The sequence below is a fragment of the Haloarcula argentinensis DSM 12282 genome, from assembly GCA_000336895.1.
Taxonomy (GTDB): domain Archaea; phylum Halobacteriota; class Halobacteria; order Halobacteriales; family Haloarculaceae; genus Haloarcula; species Haloarcula argentinensis.
This window is the reverse complement of the sequence record AOLX01000005.1, coordinates 256,394-271,901: the sequence shown is the minus strand read 5'-3', so window position 1 is coordinate 271,901 and position 15,508 is coordinate 256,394. Positions and strand designations below refer to the sequence as shown.

Sequence of the window (15,508 nt, the reverse complement as noted above, 5' to 3'; positions counted from 1 at the left end):
CTGGAATCGGTTTCGGTCGCGGTCGCTGTCGTGCCCGAACCTTAACGCCGAGGTGAGTGCTCCGAGACAGCTTCGCCGGTGTATGCCCGTCTGAAAGGTCTCTGTGTCACTCACTCAGGTAGCCACCAGTACCGGACGTCCCGCGTTCTGGACGACCCGGTCGGTCACACTTCCGATCTGGTCGCCTTTGCTGTGGGAATGGCCGTGGTATCCGAGCACGATCAGGTCGGCGTCGACTTCGTCAGCATAGCTGATAATCTCCACGTACGGTTTCCCGTGGCAGCACCGAGTGGTGACCTCGACATCGAGTCCGTCGCCTCTCTCAGCGATTTCCGTGAGCTCTTTGTTCCCCCATTCCTCGATCTCGATAGTTTCCAGCTCCATGCTGCTCAGTGCTGGCTCAGCGTGTTGATCCGTATCGACAACAAAGACTGCGTGAAGCTCGGCACCGTGTTGCTCGGCCTGTTCGAGCGCGTGTGTCGCTGCGCGGTTCGCGTCAGCACTGCCGTCGGTTGCAACCACAATTGTGTCGTACATACTAGAGGAAATGGTCGTCATACTATTTCAATCAGCTGACCATTCTCAAACACCGATAATCTATTGTTATGTATGGCGAGCAGCCACAGCGCAATCAGTCGGATTTTGCGAAAATACCGTATTTTCAATCATATAAACGCCGTTTCCTGTCACAGGCCAGCCACAGTCACGGTTCGATGTTCTCCCGGAAGTCGGGTGCCAGTCCGGTTTGTCGGATACCGGCGAGATCCGTTATCTCGAACTCGTAGAGTGCGACCCCGCTGGAGGTGGTGGCCGCTTGGAGCGTGTTGGGTCGCCAGGCGTTCTGCGTCATCGCCGTGATATCCGACCAGTCGTCCTCCGGCACACTGCTGATATCGCCGGCAAGCATCACGCTCTGCCACTCAAACTGGGTGTCGATGTCATAGACGAGAAACCGGCCACGGCCGGCCCGCTCAGTCAGTTCTGCTTTCCGGCTTGATTCGCCGAGGAGGTAGGTGAAATAGAGGCATGCTCCGTCATCAAAGCCGTACGATAGTGGCAGCAGATACGGGACGTCTGTCGTCGGCAGCCCCAAGACTCCGGTCGAGTGTGTCGCGAGGAATTCCCGAATCGCTTCGTCGTCCATCTGTTCGAGTCCGTACTCTTCTAATTGGTCGATTGTCATAGGTCGCGTCTGATCATCCAGTTACGTATCACGAATGCAACCCCACGATAAAAAAGTAGAGCGGACCTCTCAGAGGGAGTGACTGACCACACTACAGATACTGTCATCTCTCCGGAATCAGGCTTAAGCGGTATATGACCGGCGCCGTCCACGACCACGGCCAGCGGTTTGACTGGACGGCGTTCATCAACCGGCGAAAATAGAAGAGGTTGGACCGTCGGACGTAGCGTCCCACGAACGCGTCGTTGTTGACCTGATGTATACAGTAGTCCCGGCCGCTGACTTTCAGGCCCTCCACAGCCAACTCCCCGAAAGTGAAGACGAGGAAAACTGGCGCGAACTCTTCAGCATAGTTGATGCCGGTGGCTGGGGCGAGGCGGAAGAGGCGCAGACCGGTGGTGGTCCACAGTAGTCTACTGAAGCCCCTCAGTAGGACAGTCAGTAACAGCCCTCATGTCGCTTTCAAACGAATATATCTCTAATAGAATCTGGTAATAACTGTACAATTGTTACGCCCACCCCTCATACTCTGGGAGATCCGCCGACGAGTACTACCGGTAACGCAGTCAAAATATTTGAGACGCCGGTCTCAGCCGCTGGATTTCTAATAGCGTGAGAATCGCGACTGCAGTTTATTTACTGACAGCAACAAGTCGTAAACACAGCAATGTTCAATTCAATTCTGATCCCGACTGACGGCAGCGAACACGCGACCCGGGCCGCCGAGCACGGGGCAGCCCTCTCCCGTGCGTTCAGCGCGAGCCTGCACGTCATAGCTGTCATCGATACGAGACCAGCAGGCGGGCCATTCAGCGGTGACGACCTCGAAGACGAGACACTTGACCGCATGACGGCCGACGCCGAAGACACAACCGCGGCTATCACGGACGCGGTGGACGCCGCCGGAGCGATACAGACGACTATCCGCACGGGGGATCCAGTTGACGAGATTTGCGCATACCGCGCCGATCACGATGTGGACCTGATTGCTATGGGAACACACGGCCGCACAGGTGTCGGGCGATATCTCGCCGGGAGCGTGACAGAGAGCGTCGTTCGGCAGGCCGATGTCCCTGTTCTCACCGTCCGTGCAACCGACCGGAGTCGCGATACTGCTCCCTACGACGATATCCTCGTTCCGACGGACGGAAGCGAACCCGCAGCGGCCGCAGTTGAGCCCGCGTGCGAGATTGCGGCGCAGTTCGACGCCCGCATTCACGCTTTGAACGTCGTCAATCTCAGCAATATCGCAACCGGCTCCGAATACACGCTGCCGAAAGACCTGATCGAGTCACTGGAATCGCAAGGGGAGACAGTGACTGAGCGGATTGCGGCACGAGCACGCGAATCCGGAGTGGAAACTGTCACACGGGTCGTCAGTGGATTCCCGGCAGCAGATATTCTCGAGTACGCTGAGGAGAACGACATCGATCTGATCGCTATGGGGACAGCCGGTCGGACCGGTCTCAATCGGTTCCTCATGGGAAGCACGACAGAACGCATCATCAGACACGCCGACATGCCTGTACTCGCAGTCAACGCCCGAGACCAGCGCGTCGACGAATGACAGGACACGCGATCTGGTCTGTTTGGGCCCGACCGAGTACGGTCTCTACCGTCTCCTCGGCAGGGCAACAGTCAGATACGATGCGACCGTGCACTTATTGTTGTTCCTGACGTGACACTAACTATGTCCGCGGACAACCCGGTTACATTGACCGACGAGGAACGGGACGCGTTTCTGGACAACGGGGGGACGGGTGTCCTCTCGCTCGCCGCCGGCGACGCGCCGCCACACTCGGTTCCGGTTTCGTATGGGTACGACACGTCGAGTACCACCTTCTATTTCCGGCTGGCTGTTGGGACGGAGAAGTCGAAAGGCGAACTCAGCGACCGCGCGGCGACCTTCGTGACGTATCGCGAGACAGATACGGGGTGGCAGAGTGTGGTCGCCAACGGTCGGCTCGAAGACGTCGAACGGGAGGGAATCGAGACGGAAACGCTAGAAGGACTCGAACACGTCGAAATTCCGCTGATCGACATCTTCGAACGGCCGCTCCGGGAAGTGACCTTCGAATTCTACCGTCTCGTGCCAGATGACCTGACGGGACGGACCGAACCCTAACGCGGGACGGTTCGTGACAGTACTCGCTCATCGCTAGTCTGCCATTACCAGATCCCGGGATACGACGCTCACATCTGCGCCTCGGATCTCCGCTTGTCCAATCATTACGGGCGCGGTTATCACGAGCCCGATACGTCTCCTTTACCGTCGAAACCAGCGGCTCAAGGAAGAACGCTGTACTGTGGGGACAAACATATATCAACATAGCGGCAGATCAGACTCCCATGCCCGACGCCGCCCACACGCAACCAACTACCGACGTTCTTTCGGGACTCGACAGCGAGCGCGATGGACTCTCGCCGGCAGAGGCCCGAACTCGGCGCGACAGACACGGCGAGAACGAAATAACGCAGGGGAGCGAACGGACACCACTCGACATCGCTGTCGCCCAGTTCGATAGCGCCCTTATCTGGGTTCTCGTCGCGGCCGCGATACTGTCCGTGTGGGCGGGCAACGCTATCGACGCAGTACTGATCGCCGTGATTGTGGTCGGGAACGGCCTGTTCGGCTTCGTTCAGGACTACCGCGCAGAGGGAACACTCGAATCCTTGCGGGAACTGACCGCTCCCACCGCGACAGTCAGGCGCGGCGGACAGTCCGTTGAGGTCGACGCGACCGAACTCGTTCCGGGCGACGTTATCGAACTGGAGAGCGGCGACGTCGTTCCAGCCGACGGTCGAGTGATCGACTGTCAGTCTCTGGAGGTAGACGAAGCAGCACTCACCGGTGAGAGTACGCCGGTCTCGAAGGGAACCGACCCGGTGGCCCCCGATGCACCGCTTGCGGAGCGCGAATCGATGGTGTACAAGGGGACGAACGTCACGCGCGGTTCGGCTATTGCCGTCCTCACGACAACTGGGATGGACACCGAGGTCGGGTCCATCGCCCGACAACTCGCGGACACAGGGGAGACCGACACACCGCTACAGACCGAACTCGACACGCTCGGGCGGACGCTCGGCGTCGGCGTAATGATCCTCGCTGTGCTTGTGGTTCCACTCCTCGTCTTCCAGGGGACCGAACTGGTTCAGGCGGCACTCACCGCGATATCGCTCGCCGTAGCCGCCGTTCCCGAGGGATTGCCAGCGGTTGTGACGCTAACGCTGGCCCTCGGTGTTCGGAAGATGGCCGACGAGAACGCGCTCGTGCGGCGCTTGCCCGCCGTCGAGGCGCTGGGCTCTGTCGATGTCATCTGTACAGACAAGACCGGGACGCTGACCGAGGGGCGAATGTCGGTCAGTCAGATCTGGGTCAACGACGCTGTTGTCGACAGTGACGAGATAAACGGGGAGACCCTACCGGACCGCGTTGCCACGGTGCTCCGCGCAGGGACACTATGTAGCGATGCGACACTCGAAGGGGGAGATCCAACGGAGCGGGCCATCGTCACGGCGGCTGATGAGTCCGGAATCGACGTCGAACGCCTCCGTGAAGAGCACCCGAGGACGGACGAAATCCCGTTCTCGTCGGAGCGCAAGTGGATGGGCACCGTTCACGATGACACGGTCTACGTGAAAGGCGCACCCGACGTAATCCTCTCGAAGTGCGCCCGTGTCCTCACCGATACCGGCCCGGCGGACCTGACGCCCGACGGAGCCGAGCAGATCAGGGAGCAAGTCGGGGCGTTCGCTGACGACGCGCTCAGGGTACTCGCAGTGGCGTACACAGAAGATGTCGACGTGGTCGAACGCGATGATACGACCGGCGCGGCCGACGATGTCAGTGACGACCTGATCTTCGCCGGGCTGGTCGGCATGATCGACCCGGCCCGCGAGGAGGTCGCCGACGCTATCGCGGCGACCGAGCGTGCAGGCGTTGGCGTGAAGATGGTCACCGGTGACAACGTCAGGACCGCCGCAGCCATTGCCGGCGAACTCGGATTAGGCCAGCGCGTGATGGAAGGCCGCGACGTCGAGGACTGCTCCGATGAAGTGCTCCGTGACCGTGTCGAGTCTGTGGACGTGTTCGCACGCACCTCTCCGGAGCACAAGGTCCGGATCCTGCAGGCGTTGCAGGCGAACGGTCACACCGTCGCAATGACGGGCGATGGGGTCAACGACGCACCGGCGCTGAAGAACGCCGATATCGGCGTCGCGATGGGCGTCCGTGGGACTGACGTGGCCAAACAGGCCAGCGACGTTATTTTGCTGGACGATAACTACGCGACGATTGAGCGGGCAATCGAACGCGGACGGGCGATCTTCGACAACGTCTGGAAGTTCGTCGGCTACCTGCTGAGTGCCAACGTGGCCGAAGTCGCCATCGTCTTTATCGCTTCGCTCTTTGGCTACCTCGTCCTGCCGGCGGTCCAGTTGCTGTGGATTAATCTCCTGACCGACGGTCTGCCAGCACTCGCGCTCGGGGCCGATCCCAAAAGCGATGACGTGATGCAGCGACCGCCCAGAGACCCGAATCGCGGCATCGTCGACCACGACATGCTCGCGCTCATCGGGGGCACAGGCGTCATCTCGACAACTGTGATGCTCGGACTGCTGCTGGTCACGCTTGCCGGCGCACCCGCAGTCACGCCCTACGCGATGACGATGGTGTTCACCGGGTTCGTGTTCCTCGAATTCGAGAAACTGTACGTGATCCGCTGGCTCCGGGAGACACCGACGCTATCCAATTGGTGGCTAGCGTCCGCAGTGGGCGGGTCGATACTCCTGCAACTCGCTGTGCTGTACACCCCTCTCAACGTCTACTTCGGGACGGTCCCGCTCGGACTCACTGATTGGGGGTTGCTTGGTGGCGGCCTCCTGCTTGCTCTGCCGCTGTACCTCGCTGTCGCCAGTGGGGTGCAGCGGCTGTAACGGGTCGGGCCGCCGTCACTCCAGCTGTCCGTTGAGTACTTTCGCGGCGACCAGCACCGGGTCCCAGACGGGGCTAAACGGCGGTGCGTACGCCAGGTCCAGTCGTTCGAGTTCGTCGATAGTCATGTCTGCCTCGATGGCCGTCGCGAGCGTGTCGATACGTATCGCCGCCCGGTCTGCCCCGACGATTGCCCCGCCCAGCAGGCGACCACTCTTCTGGTCGGCGACCAGCGTCACGTCGGTGTCGTCGCCGCCGGGGTAGTACCCTGACCGGGAGCCGGCCGTGACTGTTTTTGATACCGGATCGAAGCCGTTCGCGCTGGCCTGCTCGTGGTCGAGGAGGCCGACGCGACCGCATTCGAGGTCGAACGCTTTGACAACGGCTGTTCCAGCGATGTTTCCGACCGGCGAGGGATCGTCGGCGACGGTCTGCCCGATCGCGCGACCGGCCCGGTTCGCGGTCAGTCCGAGCGGTACCCAGTCAGGCTCGCCGGTCACGGCGTGGCTGGCTTCGGCGCAGTCCCCGGCGGCGTAGACCCCGTCGACGCTCGTCGCCCCGTACTTGTCGACCGCTATCGCCCCGGAGGCCCCGAGGTCTACCGTGGTGTCAGCGACGAGGGCCGTGTTCGGCTCGATGCCGATACCGACCAGCGCGAGGCCCACGTCGGTGGTCCCGCCGTCGTGGGTAACCGACGCTATGCGCCCGTGTTCGTCGCCGATGATTTCGTCAACGGCGGTGTCCAGATGTAGTGTCACACCCTGTTCCCGGAGGTGGTCGGCAACGCGTTCGCCGACCGCTTCGCCGAACGGTGGCAGAAGGTGGCCCGATCGCTGGAAGAGGTGTGTCTCGACGTCGTGAGCCCGGAACGCCTCGGCCATCTCCACGCCGACGTAGCCGCCGCCGACGATGGCGACTCGCTCCGGTGGCTTCCACTCTGTGTACTTCTCGACGAGCGCCGTATCGCCGTACTCGATACTCGTGTCGACGGCGGAGTCACCGGGTTTGGACAGCGCGGCGCGGACCGCGGCGGCCGAATCGAGCCCGTGCATCGTGAACGCGCCGTCGAGTTCCGCCCCCGGTATCGGCCCGGTCACCGCGTGTGCGCCCGTCGCGACGAGGAGGTTGCCGTATGGCTGGCTGAACGTCTCGCCGTCGTGGGTGACGGTGACTGCCTCAGAGTCGGTGTCGACGCCGACGACCTCGTGGTTCCGGCGGAGGTCGATCCCCCGCTCGGCCGCCTGCTCGGGCGACAGCGAGAGGAGGTCCGTCAGCCGCTCGACAGTCCCTTTGACGTAGTAGGGTGTCCCGCAGTGGGCATATGACACCCACTCGCCCTTTTCGAAGACAATCACGTCACGGTCCGGTGCCTCGCGAGCGAATTTGCTTGCGGCGCTCAGTCCGGCTGCGTCGCCACCGATGACTACGAACGGGTCCGTCATACAGGCCCTCGTGTCGCTGCGGTACTAAGCGTTGAGTGAGGTCCGGGTAACTGCGTGGGCTACTGGCTATCGATCATCTGCGGTTCCCATACTGCGTTCACGACCGTATGAGGTCGAGGATTCGCCACAGTGAGGTCGAACGTGACCACCCCGCGCCTGGGATTAGAACGTGATGATTTCGTAGTCGTCGTCGACGAGCGAGCGAATACTCGGGTGGCCGTCGTGCTCGTCCAGCGTGACGAGCCCGGAATCGGCGACGGCGTCTTCGACGCCGAACGCACCGGAACAGTAGTCACAGACCGCCGTGTCGTCCTTGACGGTCTGGTACAGTTCGTGGTAGTCGCTGTCCTCGTCTTCGAGTTCCGGAAAGCACCGTGTCGACCCGGACCTGTGTGCCCTCCTCCGCACCGTTGACGACCTCGACGGTCTCCAGCACGTCGGCGTGATACAACAACCGCTTCGAAGAGATACAGCCACGGTTGAGACACGTCCCGCCGAGGGGGCCTTTTTCCACGACCGCGACTGATTGTCTCTGGTTCGCGGCGGCGTTTGCCACGTCTAACCCGGACCCGAAGCTGATGACCAGGAAATCAACCTCGTTCATATAAGCCCTGTCACCGTCCAGCAATATGAACGGTCCCGGGAAATGTCCTCACATACTAACCACGACGAGTGGGTAGCACTGTCCTCAATTGTCGACCGGAACCCCTCACAGCGTCTGCCAGCAGAGAATGCAGTGAAGTAATCACTCGAGCACTACGCTCTCTCTGTGCTGTGGTCGTACCACTGGGCGAAGGCGTACAGTCGCCGCGAGCGAACTGGATATAGTCGAGTATCAGCTATATCGACGTGAGTGACAATAGAAATGTGTAATAAGTACAATAACACTCATCTGCCAAGAATAGTGACAACCAGCCGATCACATACAGAAATCCGCTCGGCACGGGAGTGACAGAGGGCGATCGAGAGAAGACGGCGGCGTTAGCTTTCGGCAGTAGGAGTTGAAGTGTCGGACTGTTCGTACTTGTTCTCGAACTCCTGAATCAGTTGGCCCATCTTCGCGTACCAGTCGTTGAGCATCCGCTGCATCTCGCCTGCGATCTGTGACGGGTCCGTTGGCGAGTAGACGTGGTAGTAGCCGCCTTGGTCGTAGTTGATCTGGTCCTTCTCGATGAACCCCGTCTGGAGGAGTCGCTGGACGGCGCGATACGCAGTCGAGCGCTCGCGGTCGACCGCGTCGGCGAGTTCGTCGACGGTCAGCGGTTCGTCAGCCTCGACGAGCGCTCGAAAGCACTCTTTGTCGAGTTCTTTGAGCCCGTGGAAACATTCCAACAGCCCCTCACACTGCATATCCCGGCGGAGCTGTTCAGACATCGAATCTGGCATCGTTATCACCTGTTCGTAGCCGCTACGCGGTAATAAGACTTGTGTACGGTTCACACAAATGCACGCACGATCCGGCAAAAACTGCCCTCTGACGGACGGATGAGCGCGTTCATAACATACCTGCTACAGACCACACCGAACGGCTAGTCTGCGCCCGTCGCGGCTGTCTCGCGAGTCTCGCTCCGGGTTCGCCAGTAGCCCTGGAGATACGCGCCGATGAACATCCCGGCGAGCGCCCAGAGGATAGTGACGTTGCCGATACCAAGGCTCGCGTAGGCAGCCCCCGGACAGATGCCGGACAGCCCCCAGCCGACGCCGAAGATGGCACCGCCGACCAGCACGCTCCGGTCGAAGGACTTCAGACGCCGTTCGAAGGTATCGCCAGTCAGCGGCGCGCGGCCGAGGAGGCGGGGCGCGAGGAAGAAGGTCACCCCTGTCACGGCAGCGCCGCCGAACATCACGAACACCAGCCCGAAGTCCTCGAACTGGAGGAAATCCAGGACGACTTCCGGGCGCGCCATCTGGCTGTACGCGAGTCCGAACCCGAAGACGAGGCCGCCGACGAGAATCAGCGGCATGAACGCGGGGTGGCGGTCGTCGCTCACGTGTCGCTCCCTCCGGTCGCTCCCGTTCGCTCGTTTCGAGACTCTCGCTCCGCTCGACTCTCGCAGTTCACGGACTCACCCCCAGTGCCGAAATCAGTTGTGCAGTGATGATGGCGACTGCGAGGAACGTCAGGACGCCGATTATCGACGTTTTCGACGCTGAGCCGACGCCACAGACGCCGTGGCCCGACGTACAGCCCTTCCCGACGCGTGTTCCGATACCGACGAATAGCCCACCGAGGAGGAGCCGCCACGGCTGGACATCGGTGGTCCATGCGCCGCCCTGATAGACGACCGCGTACACGGCCGCCCCGAGGATGATACCGAGCGTGAACACGACGCGCCAGTCACGGGAACTGACGTACTGCTGGAACCGGGACCGATCCGAGACGTACGACAGCGTCGACTCAAGAAATGTACTCGCGCCGGCGCTGATGCCGGTGCTGAGATAGACGACGACAGTCCCGAGCCCGACTAGCAAGCCACCGACGGCGTAGCGACTGATGCCGTTCGGAAACAGTTCGGCGGTTACCTGCAGTGGGAGTGCCTCAATCACCATTGGCGTGGTTAGTCACCCGCAAGGGATTCCTGGCTAGCGGCGCAGTTGTTCGGCCCGAGCTCCAGCGTGAACGCTTCTTCGTCGTCGACGGCGTTCTGCCCGAGGTTCGTCGCGATGATCTCCTCGTAGTTGGCCGGTCGCGGCGGCATATCCGAGAGGACGAGCTCGACGAACGCGTCCTCGTCCATGGTGAGCGCGTCCATTTCTTTGACGAGCTCACCGATTGGTGCGGTAAAGGTGCCGTCCTCGGCGGGCTCGGCGGCGTCGCTGAAGTGCGCACCGCCGACGAGCGTGTCGTCGGGCAGAGGTAGCACGCGCTGTTGAAGGGACTCGTAGAGCATGCGTGCGGCTTCGGGCGCGCCCTCGTCGCCCTCTTCGAGGTCAGGGCGAGCAACGCTCTCGATGAAGAGCCCGTCGCCGGTTGCGAGCAGGCTCCCGTCGACAAGGTAGGAGGTCATCCCGGTCGTATGGCCGGGCGTGGAGACTGTCTCGATCGTCGCGTCGCCGACGTCGAACGTGTCGCCGTCTTCGGCGGTCATCAGGCCGTCGGCGTCCTGCCGAGCTTGCGAGGCAGGGCTCGTGGAGCTTTGCTCCGCGGCGTAGGTGACGCCGCGGTCGACGGCAGCCTCTGGAATGACGCCCTCGACGCCTTCCGCGTCGAGGTCGCGAACGCCGGAGATGTGATCGGCGTGGATGTGCGTATCGAGCGCGTACTGCAGGTCGACGCCGAGGTCGGCGGCGTCTTCGAGGTAGCGGTCGGTGAATGCCCGCAGCGGGTCGATGATAGCGGCCTCGCCGTCGTTGTAGAGGAGATAGCCGAGACAACCCGAGGACGGCCGCTGGTACTGCAGGAGTGTGCCGGCGCCGTCGTAGCGTTCGACCTCGACGGCCTCGTAGATACTTGCCCACCCGTTCATGCCGTCTTCGAGATGGTTGACGTCGTAGCCGTGTTCCGCGAGTGTGCCTGCGACGTACTCGCTTGCGCCGCCTTTCGCACACAGGACGGTCACTTCGCGGTCGTCGGGGACCCGGTCCAGGACCCCCTCGTCGATGTCGTCCTCGAGGAACTCGAAGTACGGGACGTTGATCGACGTGACGTTCTCGCCGTCGATGCGCCACTCGTCGTAATCAGATTGCATGCGCGCGTCGAGGAGCATTACGTCCTCACCGGCGTCGATGCGGTTTTTGAGCGATTCCGGATCAGTCGATTCCACGTCAACGTCCGGTGTCGGAAAGTCGTCAGCGTTCATGTTGTGCACTCGTTTCTACCGGGCGGATACACAAAAGCATTTGCATAGTAATGCAAATACTAAACAATACTATTTGTCGGTTCAATCTACGTAGGAGCTCAATACGGCCTATAATGGGATTTGAAACGAGCATTGCCGGATATGTGGGGCGACAGTTGTTTGCCCAAAACCCAAGAACCAACAATCTTTTACTTGACCGGACGGTATTGTGCGATAGCTCCAAGACAATCTAACGGAGCAAATAACCAATGAACGCTGAATTTGACATCGCGGAGACGCTCGACGTGAAAGGCGCATCGTGTCCCATGCCAGTGGTGAAGACGAAGTCGGCTACCGACGACCTCGACGCCGGCGACGTCCTCGAAGTACTGGCGACTGACTCGGGAAGCATGAGCGACATCGACGGCTGGGCCGCCGGCACCGAGGGCGTCGAGCTCGTCGATCAGGAGGAGGGCGACGACGTGTACAAGCACTACGTGCGCAAGACGGAGTAACGATGAGCACGGACACACCAGACGCACCATCCGACGATGCCCCCTCCGATGATCCGCCATCGCGTGCAGAACTGGCCGCCCGCGTCAACGAACTGGAAGACGCGCTCGACGAGGCCACCAGTGCGGACGGCACGAAGAAGATGAGCATCATCGCGACGAAGGGGACGCTCGACATGGCGTACCCGCCGCTCATCCTGGCAAGCACTGCGGCCGCGTTCGGGTACGAGGTGACCGTCTTCCACACGTTCTGGGGGCTGGACATCCTCCACGAGGAGCGCTCGAAAAACCTCAAGCTGAGCTCCGTGGGGAACCCGAACATGCCCGTGCCGAACGCCGTCGCCGCGCTCCCCGGCATGGACCGCGTGACGACAAAGATGATGGAGAAGAAAATCGCGGACAACGACACCGCCACTATCGAGGAACTCATCGAGACAAGCCTCGATATGGGCGTAGAGTTCCAGGCCTGTCAGATGACCATCGACCTGATGGACTACGACGAGGCCGACTTCTACGACGGCGTCACCACCGGCGTTGGCGCTGCGACAGCGCTGCAGGACATGGCTGACGCCGATATCCAGCTCCTCGTCTGAAACGATTAACGCGCAAAGGTCTCCGGCGGCCAACTATTCTGCTTTCTCCTCGGCGCGCTCACGGCCGACTGCGCCGGCAAGTGCCAGCAAGTAGCCCAGCCCGTACTGAACGTCCGGGTCGCGTAGCCCGCGAAGCAACCCGACGGGACCGACCGGCTTGGCCGGTTCACGCTCCGCTTCGCCGAGGCTCGCCAGTAGCGTCTCGATACCGTCACGGGTGTCGTCGTCCGCAGCCGTCTGTGCGACTTCGCCGAGCGCGGCACCCGTGCCAGCCAGCGAGGTGACCATCTCGTCGTCGAGTGCGGCGGTTGCCAGCGAGCCGACGTCGGCGAGTTCGGCCAGTTCGTCGAGCGTGCCGCTTCGCTGGAGCACGAGCAGGGTTTCGAGGGCATCCTGCAACTCGTCGCCGTTCTCACCGACGGTCTCGGCTAGGGCGACGGTCTCGTCAGTCGCAAGCCCGTCTGCGGACTCGGCGAGCGTCGAGCCCGTGGTCGAGAGCTCACGCACCATCTCGTCGGAGAGCGCACTCTCGCCCAGCGAGAGCACGTCCAGCAGTTCGTTGACGGCGTCGAGGTGTTCGATAAACTCGGCGACAGCTTCGGGGTTCTGCTGGATCGCCGCTTCGAGGTCGGTCCGCTCGGAGACGTGTTCTCCGGACATGGTCAGAGCAACCCCCGTGCGGTGAGCCAGTAGGAGTCGTTGTACGCCAGCTTCGACCAGTGGAGTTTCTCCGAGGGCGGTGCCGGCGACGGCTGGTTCTCGTAGTCGAACTCGACGAACGACGCCGCGTCCATTCCCGTCTCGATGAAACACAGCGTCTTCCCGTCGTAGGTCGCTGTCGGCGGCCTACCCCGAACCTCACTGGCGAGGCGCTGCCCGACGACGCCGGCCTGGTAGTGGGCGACGCTGCCCGCGTTCGGGACACCGGTGTCGGCGGTATCGCCGAGTGCGTAAACGTTGTCGACAGCCTGCGCTTCGAGCGTGTGCTTGTCGACGTCGACCCAGCCATTGTCGCCGAGCCCCGCCTCTTCGATGAGGTCGATACCGCCGTGGGGTGGAATCGTCACGAGGAGATCGTAGTCGAGTTCGGTCCCCTCCATCGACGTGATGGTCTTCGCCTCGGGATCAATCGACTCGGCGTTGAAGAACGTCTCGACCTCGATGCCGCGGTCGTCCATGATCGGCCGGGCCCACTCGGCGATATGGGGGTTGCCGTGGACGCGCTGGATCGGGTACGTGTAGGTGATGTCGACGTCCTCGCGGAGCCCGCGCTCGCGGAGCCAGTCGTCGGCCATGAAGACGAACTCGAGTGGCGCAGCCGGGCACATATGGGGCGTCCCGATGACGCTCAACACGAGATGCCCCTCGGTGAACTCCAGCAGTTCGTCACGGAGGGCGGTCGAGCCCACCTCACTGTAGTAATCGTACCCGCCGTCCACGAGGCCGGGAATCCGTTCGGGCTCTAGCGTCGACCCGGTCGCCAGCACGAGGTAGTCGTAGTCGACTGCTGGGGCGGTGCCGTCGAACCGTAGTCGCTGGGCTTCGGTGTCGATTTCGCTCACGCGATCGATTCGAAGGTCGACGGCGTCGTCGACGAGCTCGTCGAGCGGTCGCCGACCGTCGTCCGGTTCGCGTTGTCCGAACGGCACGTACAGCCAGACCGGCTTGTACACGTGGTCAGGCCCGTCGTTGACCAGCGTGATCCGGACGTCGCCGGCGTCGAGTTCGGCATCGAGTCGATCGGCGAGGTCGTTCGCGAGGACGGTGCCACCGGTCCCGCCACCGACGATGACGACGTGCTCAGTCATGATCTTTCCACGTAGAACGCGTTATGATCGTCGAACTCCTCGACGGCAAGCAGTTCGTTGCCGGCCTCTTCGGCCCACTCCGGAACGTCCGTGAGCGACTGGTCGGTGTCGCTCAGGAGCCGAACCACGTCACCGGCTTCGGCATCTCGGATCTGTCCGATGAGGTCCATCAGCGGACCGGGACAGGCTGCGCCTCGGGCGTCGACGGTTTCGTCAGGTTCGATGTCAGTCATGGGAGTCTCACAGGAGGTAGTTAGGACTCATCTGTATTAGTATTGTGCGTGAATTCCAAGATTGTGGAAAAAATGAGTCAGCGCAGTGAAACAAGAGTATCGAACGGACGGCGAGTACGGAACCGCCGGGACCGCGACGCTATATCTATCGGGTAAACACGAGGGCGTAGTGGTACGGCGGCAGTTCGACCTGCCGCTCAAGCGTGAAATCCGACGCCGAGAGCACCGTCTCTTCGGTTTCCTCAGGTGTCATCCGAAGCGCTGTCGGCGGTCCTCGCGGTTCGCCCGCGACGGTCGTGGTTTCGCGCGGACGGTCGTGCCAGTTCACGACGAGTAGGCTCCCGCCTGGCTCAATCGCACGGAACGCCTGCTGAATAAAGCCGGACTGATCGTCGACGCCGTGCAGCGTGTTTGCTATCATGAGTGTATCGACGCGGGCAGGGAGTGCTGAAGGCAGGTTCCGGGCGTCGCCGCGGATCGGAACGATGTTCTCGACCCCCTGTTGAGCGGCGAGGTGTTCGAGTTCGTCGAGGAGGGCCGCATCCAGATCGAGCGCGTACACCGGCTCGGGCTCGACGATACAGGCGGCCGGGAGCGCAAAGTACCCGCTGCCACAGCCGACCTCGGCGACGGACTCGCCGGACTCGACGCCGAGTGTCCGGAGCGTCGCGCCCGGCGTCGGCCAGAGTTTGCTCCACCAGTCCCAGTCGGGCTGGCCGGTGTTCTGGAACCGGTCCATTCCTACCGGGAACCCGACGTGTCGATACCCACTAGTCGGTACAGGAGACACACCCGGACGAGGCCAGTTGCGACGAGGACGACACCCAGCAGTGTCGCGACCGCGCCGACCGTCGTCCCGAGACCTAACAGACCGCCGAGCGTCGCCAGTCCAACAACTGCCAGCCCGAGGCCAACAGCGATGCGGGTCAGTCTGTCAGTGGCACCAATATTGTTCTTCATACCCATAAGCACACATTACAGATACCTAAGTCTTACTCGATGCATGGTGACCACCGGAGCGGTCA

General features: G+C 61.9%; 17 protein-coding genes and 3 pseudogenes. 6 read left to right on the top strand and 14 right to left on the bottom strand.

The genetic code is table 11. The features are described from left to right. Window positions 1-114 precede the first annotated feature (114 nt). Window positions 115-537, bottom strand: coding sequence for a universal stress protein (locus C443_RS01960; RefSeq protein ID WP_005533284.1), 423 nt, complete (start codon window positions 535-537; stop codon window positions 115-117). Window positions 538-703: 166 nt separating this feature from the next. Continuing rightward, window positions 704-1,183: a pyridoxamine 5'-phosphate oxidase family protein gene (locus C443_RS01955; RefSeq protein WP_005533281.1), complete on the bottom strand. Its 480-nt coding sequence runs from the start codon at window positions 1,181-1,183 to the stop codon at window positions 704-706. 116 nt (window positions 1,184-1,299) lie between these two features. On the opposite strand from C443_RS01955, the pseudogene C443_RS22355 reads away from it, so the two are divergent. The 4 genes and pseudogenes from C443_RS22355 to C443_RS01935 all read left to right on the top strand — a co-directional run. Then, window positions 1,300-1,595, top strand: a pseudogene (locus C443_RS22355) (DUF2267 domain-containing protein); the annotation flags it as partial. 255 nt (window positions 1,596-1,850) lie between these two features. Further along, window positions 1,851-2,750, top strand: coding sequence for a universal stress protein (locus C443_RS01945; protein WP_005533277.1), 900 nt, complete (start codon window positions 1,851-1,853; stop codon window positions 2,748-2,750). A gap of 123 nt (window positions 2,751-2,873) precedes the next feature. Beyond that, the gene (locus C443_RS01940) at window positions 2,874-3,308 is read left to right on the top strand and encodes a pyridoxamine 5'-phosphate oxidase family protein (RefSeq protein ID WP_005533275.1); all 435 of its coding nucleotides are present in this window, start codon (window positions 2,874-2,876) and stop codon (window positions 3,306-3,308) included. A gap of 224 nt (window positions 3,309-3,532) precedes the next feature. Further along, window positions 3,533-6,118, top strand: coding sequence for a calcium-translocating P-type ATPase, PMCA-type (locus tag C443_RS01935; RefSeq protein WP_005533273.1), 2,586 nt, complete (start codon window positions 3,533-3,535; stop codon window positions 6,116-6,118). 15 nt (window positions 6,119-6,133) lie between these two features. On the opposite strand, the gene C443_RS01930 is transcribed toward C443_RS01935, so the two are convergent. The 7 genes and pseudogenes from C443_RS01930 to C443_RS01905 all read right to left on the bottom strand — a co-directional run bounded on the left by C443_RS01930 (window position 6,134) and on the right by C443_RS01905 (window position 11,358). Continuing rightward, complete coding sequence (locus C443_RS01930; protein ID WP_005533272.1) at window positions 6,134-7,558, bottom strand: FAD-dependent oxidoreductase; 1,425 nt, start codon at window positions 7,556-7,558, stop codon at window positions 6,134-6,136. 162 nt (window positions 7,559-7,720) lie between these two features. After that, a pseudogene (locus C443_RS01925) lies at window positions 7,721-7,936 on the bottom strand (hypothetical protein); the annotation flags it as partial. 40 nt (window positions 7,937-7,976) lie between these two features. Then, window positions 7,977-8,162 (bottom strand): annotated as a pseudogene (locus C443_RS22350) (dihydrolipoamide dehydrogenase); the annotation flags it as partial. Window positions 8,163-8,539: 377 nt separating this feature from the next. After that, window positions 8,540-8,944 (bottom strand): helix-turn-helix domain-containing protein, encoded by a 405-nt coding sequence (locus C443_RS01920; protein ID WP_005533265.1) that lies wholly within the window; start codon window positions 8,942-8,944, stop codon window positions 8,540-8,542. Between the two features lie 143 nt (window positions 8,945-9,087). After that, entirely contained in the window at window positions 9,088-9,549 is a 462-nt protein-coding gene (locus C443_RS01915; RefSeq protein WP_005533263.1) for a YeeE/YedE family protein, read from the bottom strand. 67 nt (window positions 9,550-9,616) lie between these two features. Beyond that, entirely contained in the window at window positions 9,617-10,108 is a 492-nt protein-coding gene (locus C443_RS01910) for a YeeE/YedE family protein (protein ID WP_005533262.1), read from the bottom strand. A gap of 8 nt (window positions 10,109-10,116) precedes the next feature. After that, the gene (locus C443_RS01905; RefSeq protein ID WP_005533260.1) at window positions 10,117-11,358 is read right to left on the bottom strand and encodes an MBL fold metallo-hydrolase; all 1,242 of its coding nucleotides are present in this window, start codon (window positions 11,356-11,358) and stop codon (window positions 10,117-10,119) included. 248 nt (window positions 11,359-11,606) lie between these two features. Here C443_RS01905 and C443_RS01900 point away from each other — a divergent pair, with 248 nt between their 5' ends. Together C443_RS01900 and C443_RS01895 are read left to right on the top strand one after the other, a co-directional pair. Beyond that, entirely contained in the window at window positions 11,607-11,852 is a 246-nt protein-coding gene (locus C443_RS01900; RefSeq protein WP_005533258.1) for a sulfurtransferase TusA family protein, read from the top strand. Window positions 11,853-11,854: 2 nt separating this feature from the next. Next, on the top strand, window positions 11,855-12,442 hold the full coding sequence (locus C443_RS01895) for a DsrE/DsrF/DrsH-like family protein (protein ID WP_005533255.1): 588 nt from the start codon (window positions 11,855-11,857) through the stop codon (window positions 12,440-12,442). A 33-nt stretch (window positions 12,443-12,475) separates the two neighbouring features. On the opposite strand, the gene C443_RS01890 is transcribed toward C443_RS01895, so the two are convergent. The 5 genes from C443_RS01890 to C443_RS01870 all read right to left on the bottom strand — a co-directional run bounded on the left by C443_RS01890 (window position 12,476) and on the right by C443_RS01870 (window position 15,449). Then, window positions 12,476-13,102, bottom strand: a complete 627-nt coding sequence (locus C443_RS01890; protein ID WP_005533253.1) for a DUF1641 domain-containing protein — start codon at window positions 13,100-13,102, stop codon at window positions 12,476-12,478. 2 nt (window positions 13,103-13,104) lie between these two features. Next, on the bottom strand, window positions 13,105-14,250 hold the full coding sequence (locus tag C443_RS01885) for an NAD(P)/FAD-dependent oxidoreductase (protein ID WP_005533251.1): 1,146 nt from the start codon (window positions 14,248-14,250) through the stop codon (window positions 13,105-13,107). Next, window positions 14,247-14,483: a sulfurtransferase TusA family protein gene (locus C443_RS01880; protein ID WP_005533249.1), complete on the bottom strand. Its 237-nt coding sequence runs from the start codon at window positions 14,481-14,483 to the stop codon at window positions 14,247-14,249. The genes C443_RS01885 and C443_RS01880 overlap by 4 nt, the downstream gene beginning before the upstream one ends. 145 nt (window positions 14,484-14,628) lie before the next feature. Further along, entirely contained in the window at window positions 14,629-15,222 is a 594-nt protein-coding gene (locus C443_RS01875) for a class I SAM-dependent methyltransferase (protein ID WP_005533247.1), read from the bottom strand. A gap of 2 nt (window positions 15,223-15,224) precedes the next feature. After that, complete coding sequence (locus C443_RS01870) at window positions 15,225-15,449, bottom strand: YgaP family membrane protein (RefSeq protein ID WP_005533246.1); 225 nt, start codon at window positions 15,447-15,449, stop codon at window positions 15,225-15,227. Window positions 15,450-15,508 lie beyond the last annotated feature (59 nt).

Bases quoted from the DNA above. Each gene is read 5' to 3' on its own strand.
- C443_RS01960 (WP_005533284.1), bottom strand. From the start codon at position 537: ATGTACGACACAATTGTGGTTGCAACCGACGGCAGTGCTGACGCGAAC.
- C443_RS01955 (WP_005533281.1), bottom strand. From the start codon at position 1,183: ATGACAATCGACCAATTAGAAGAGTACGGACTCGAACAGATGGACGAC.
- C443_RS01945 (WP_005533277.1), top strand. From the start codon at position 1,851: ATGTTCAATTCAATTCTGATCCCGACTGACGGCAGCGAACACGCGACC.
- C443_RS01940 (WP_005533275.1), top strand. From the start codon at position 2,874: ATGTCCGCGGACAACCCGGTTACATTGACCGACGAGGAACGGGACGCG.
- C443_RS01935 (WP_005533273.1), top strand. From the start codon at position 3,533: ATGCCCGACGCCGCCCACACGCAACCAACTACCGACGTTCTTTCGGGA.
- C443_RS01930 (WP_005533272.1), bottom strand. From the start codon at position 7,558: ATGACGGACCCGTTCGTAGTCATCGGTGGCGACGCAGCCGGACTGAGC.
- C443_RS01920 (WP_005533265.1), bottom strand. From the start codon at position 8,944: ATGCCAGATTCGATGTCTGAACAGCTCCGCCGGGATATGCAGTGTGAG.
- C443_RS01910 (WP_005533262.1), bottom strand. From the start codon at position 10,108: ATGGTGATTGAGGCACTCCCACTGCAGGTAACCGCCGAACTGTTTCCG.
- C443_RS01905 (WP_005533260.1), bottom strand. From the start codon at position 11,358: ATGAACGCTGACGACTTTCCGACACCGGACGTTGACGTGGAATCGACT.
- C443_RS01900 (WP_005533258.1), top strand. From the start codon at position 11,607: ATGAACGCTGAATTTGACATCGCGGAGACGCTCGACGTGAAAGGCGCA.
- C443_RS01895 (WP_005533255.1), top strand. From the start codon at position 11,855: ATGAGCACGGACACACCAGACGCACCATCCGACGATGCCCCCTCCGAT.
- C443_RS01890 (WP_005533253.1), bottom strand. From the start codon at position 13,102: ATGTCCGGAGAACACGTCTCCGAGCGGACCGACCTCGAAGCGGCGATC.
- C443_RS01885 (WP_005533251.1), bottom strand. From the start codon at position 14,250: ATGACTGAGCACGTCGTCATCGTCGGTGGCGGGACCGGTGGCACCGTC.
- C443_RS01880 (WP_005533249.1), bottom strand. From the start codon at position 14,483: ATGACTGACATCGAACCTGACGAAACCGTCGACGCCCGAGGCGCAGCC.
- C443_RS01875 (WP_005533247.1), bottom strand. From the start codon at position 15,222: ATGGACCGGTTCCAGAACACCGGCCAGCCCGACTGGGACTGGTGGAGC.
- C443_RS01870 (WP_005533246.1), bottom strand. From the start codon at position 15,449: ATGGGTATGAAGAACAATATTGGTGCCACTGACAGACTGACCCGCATC.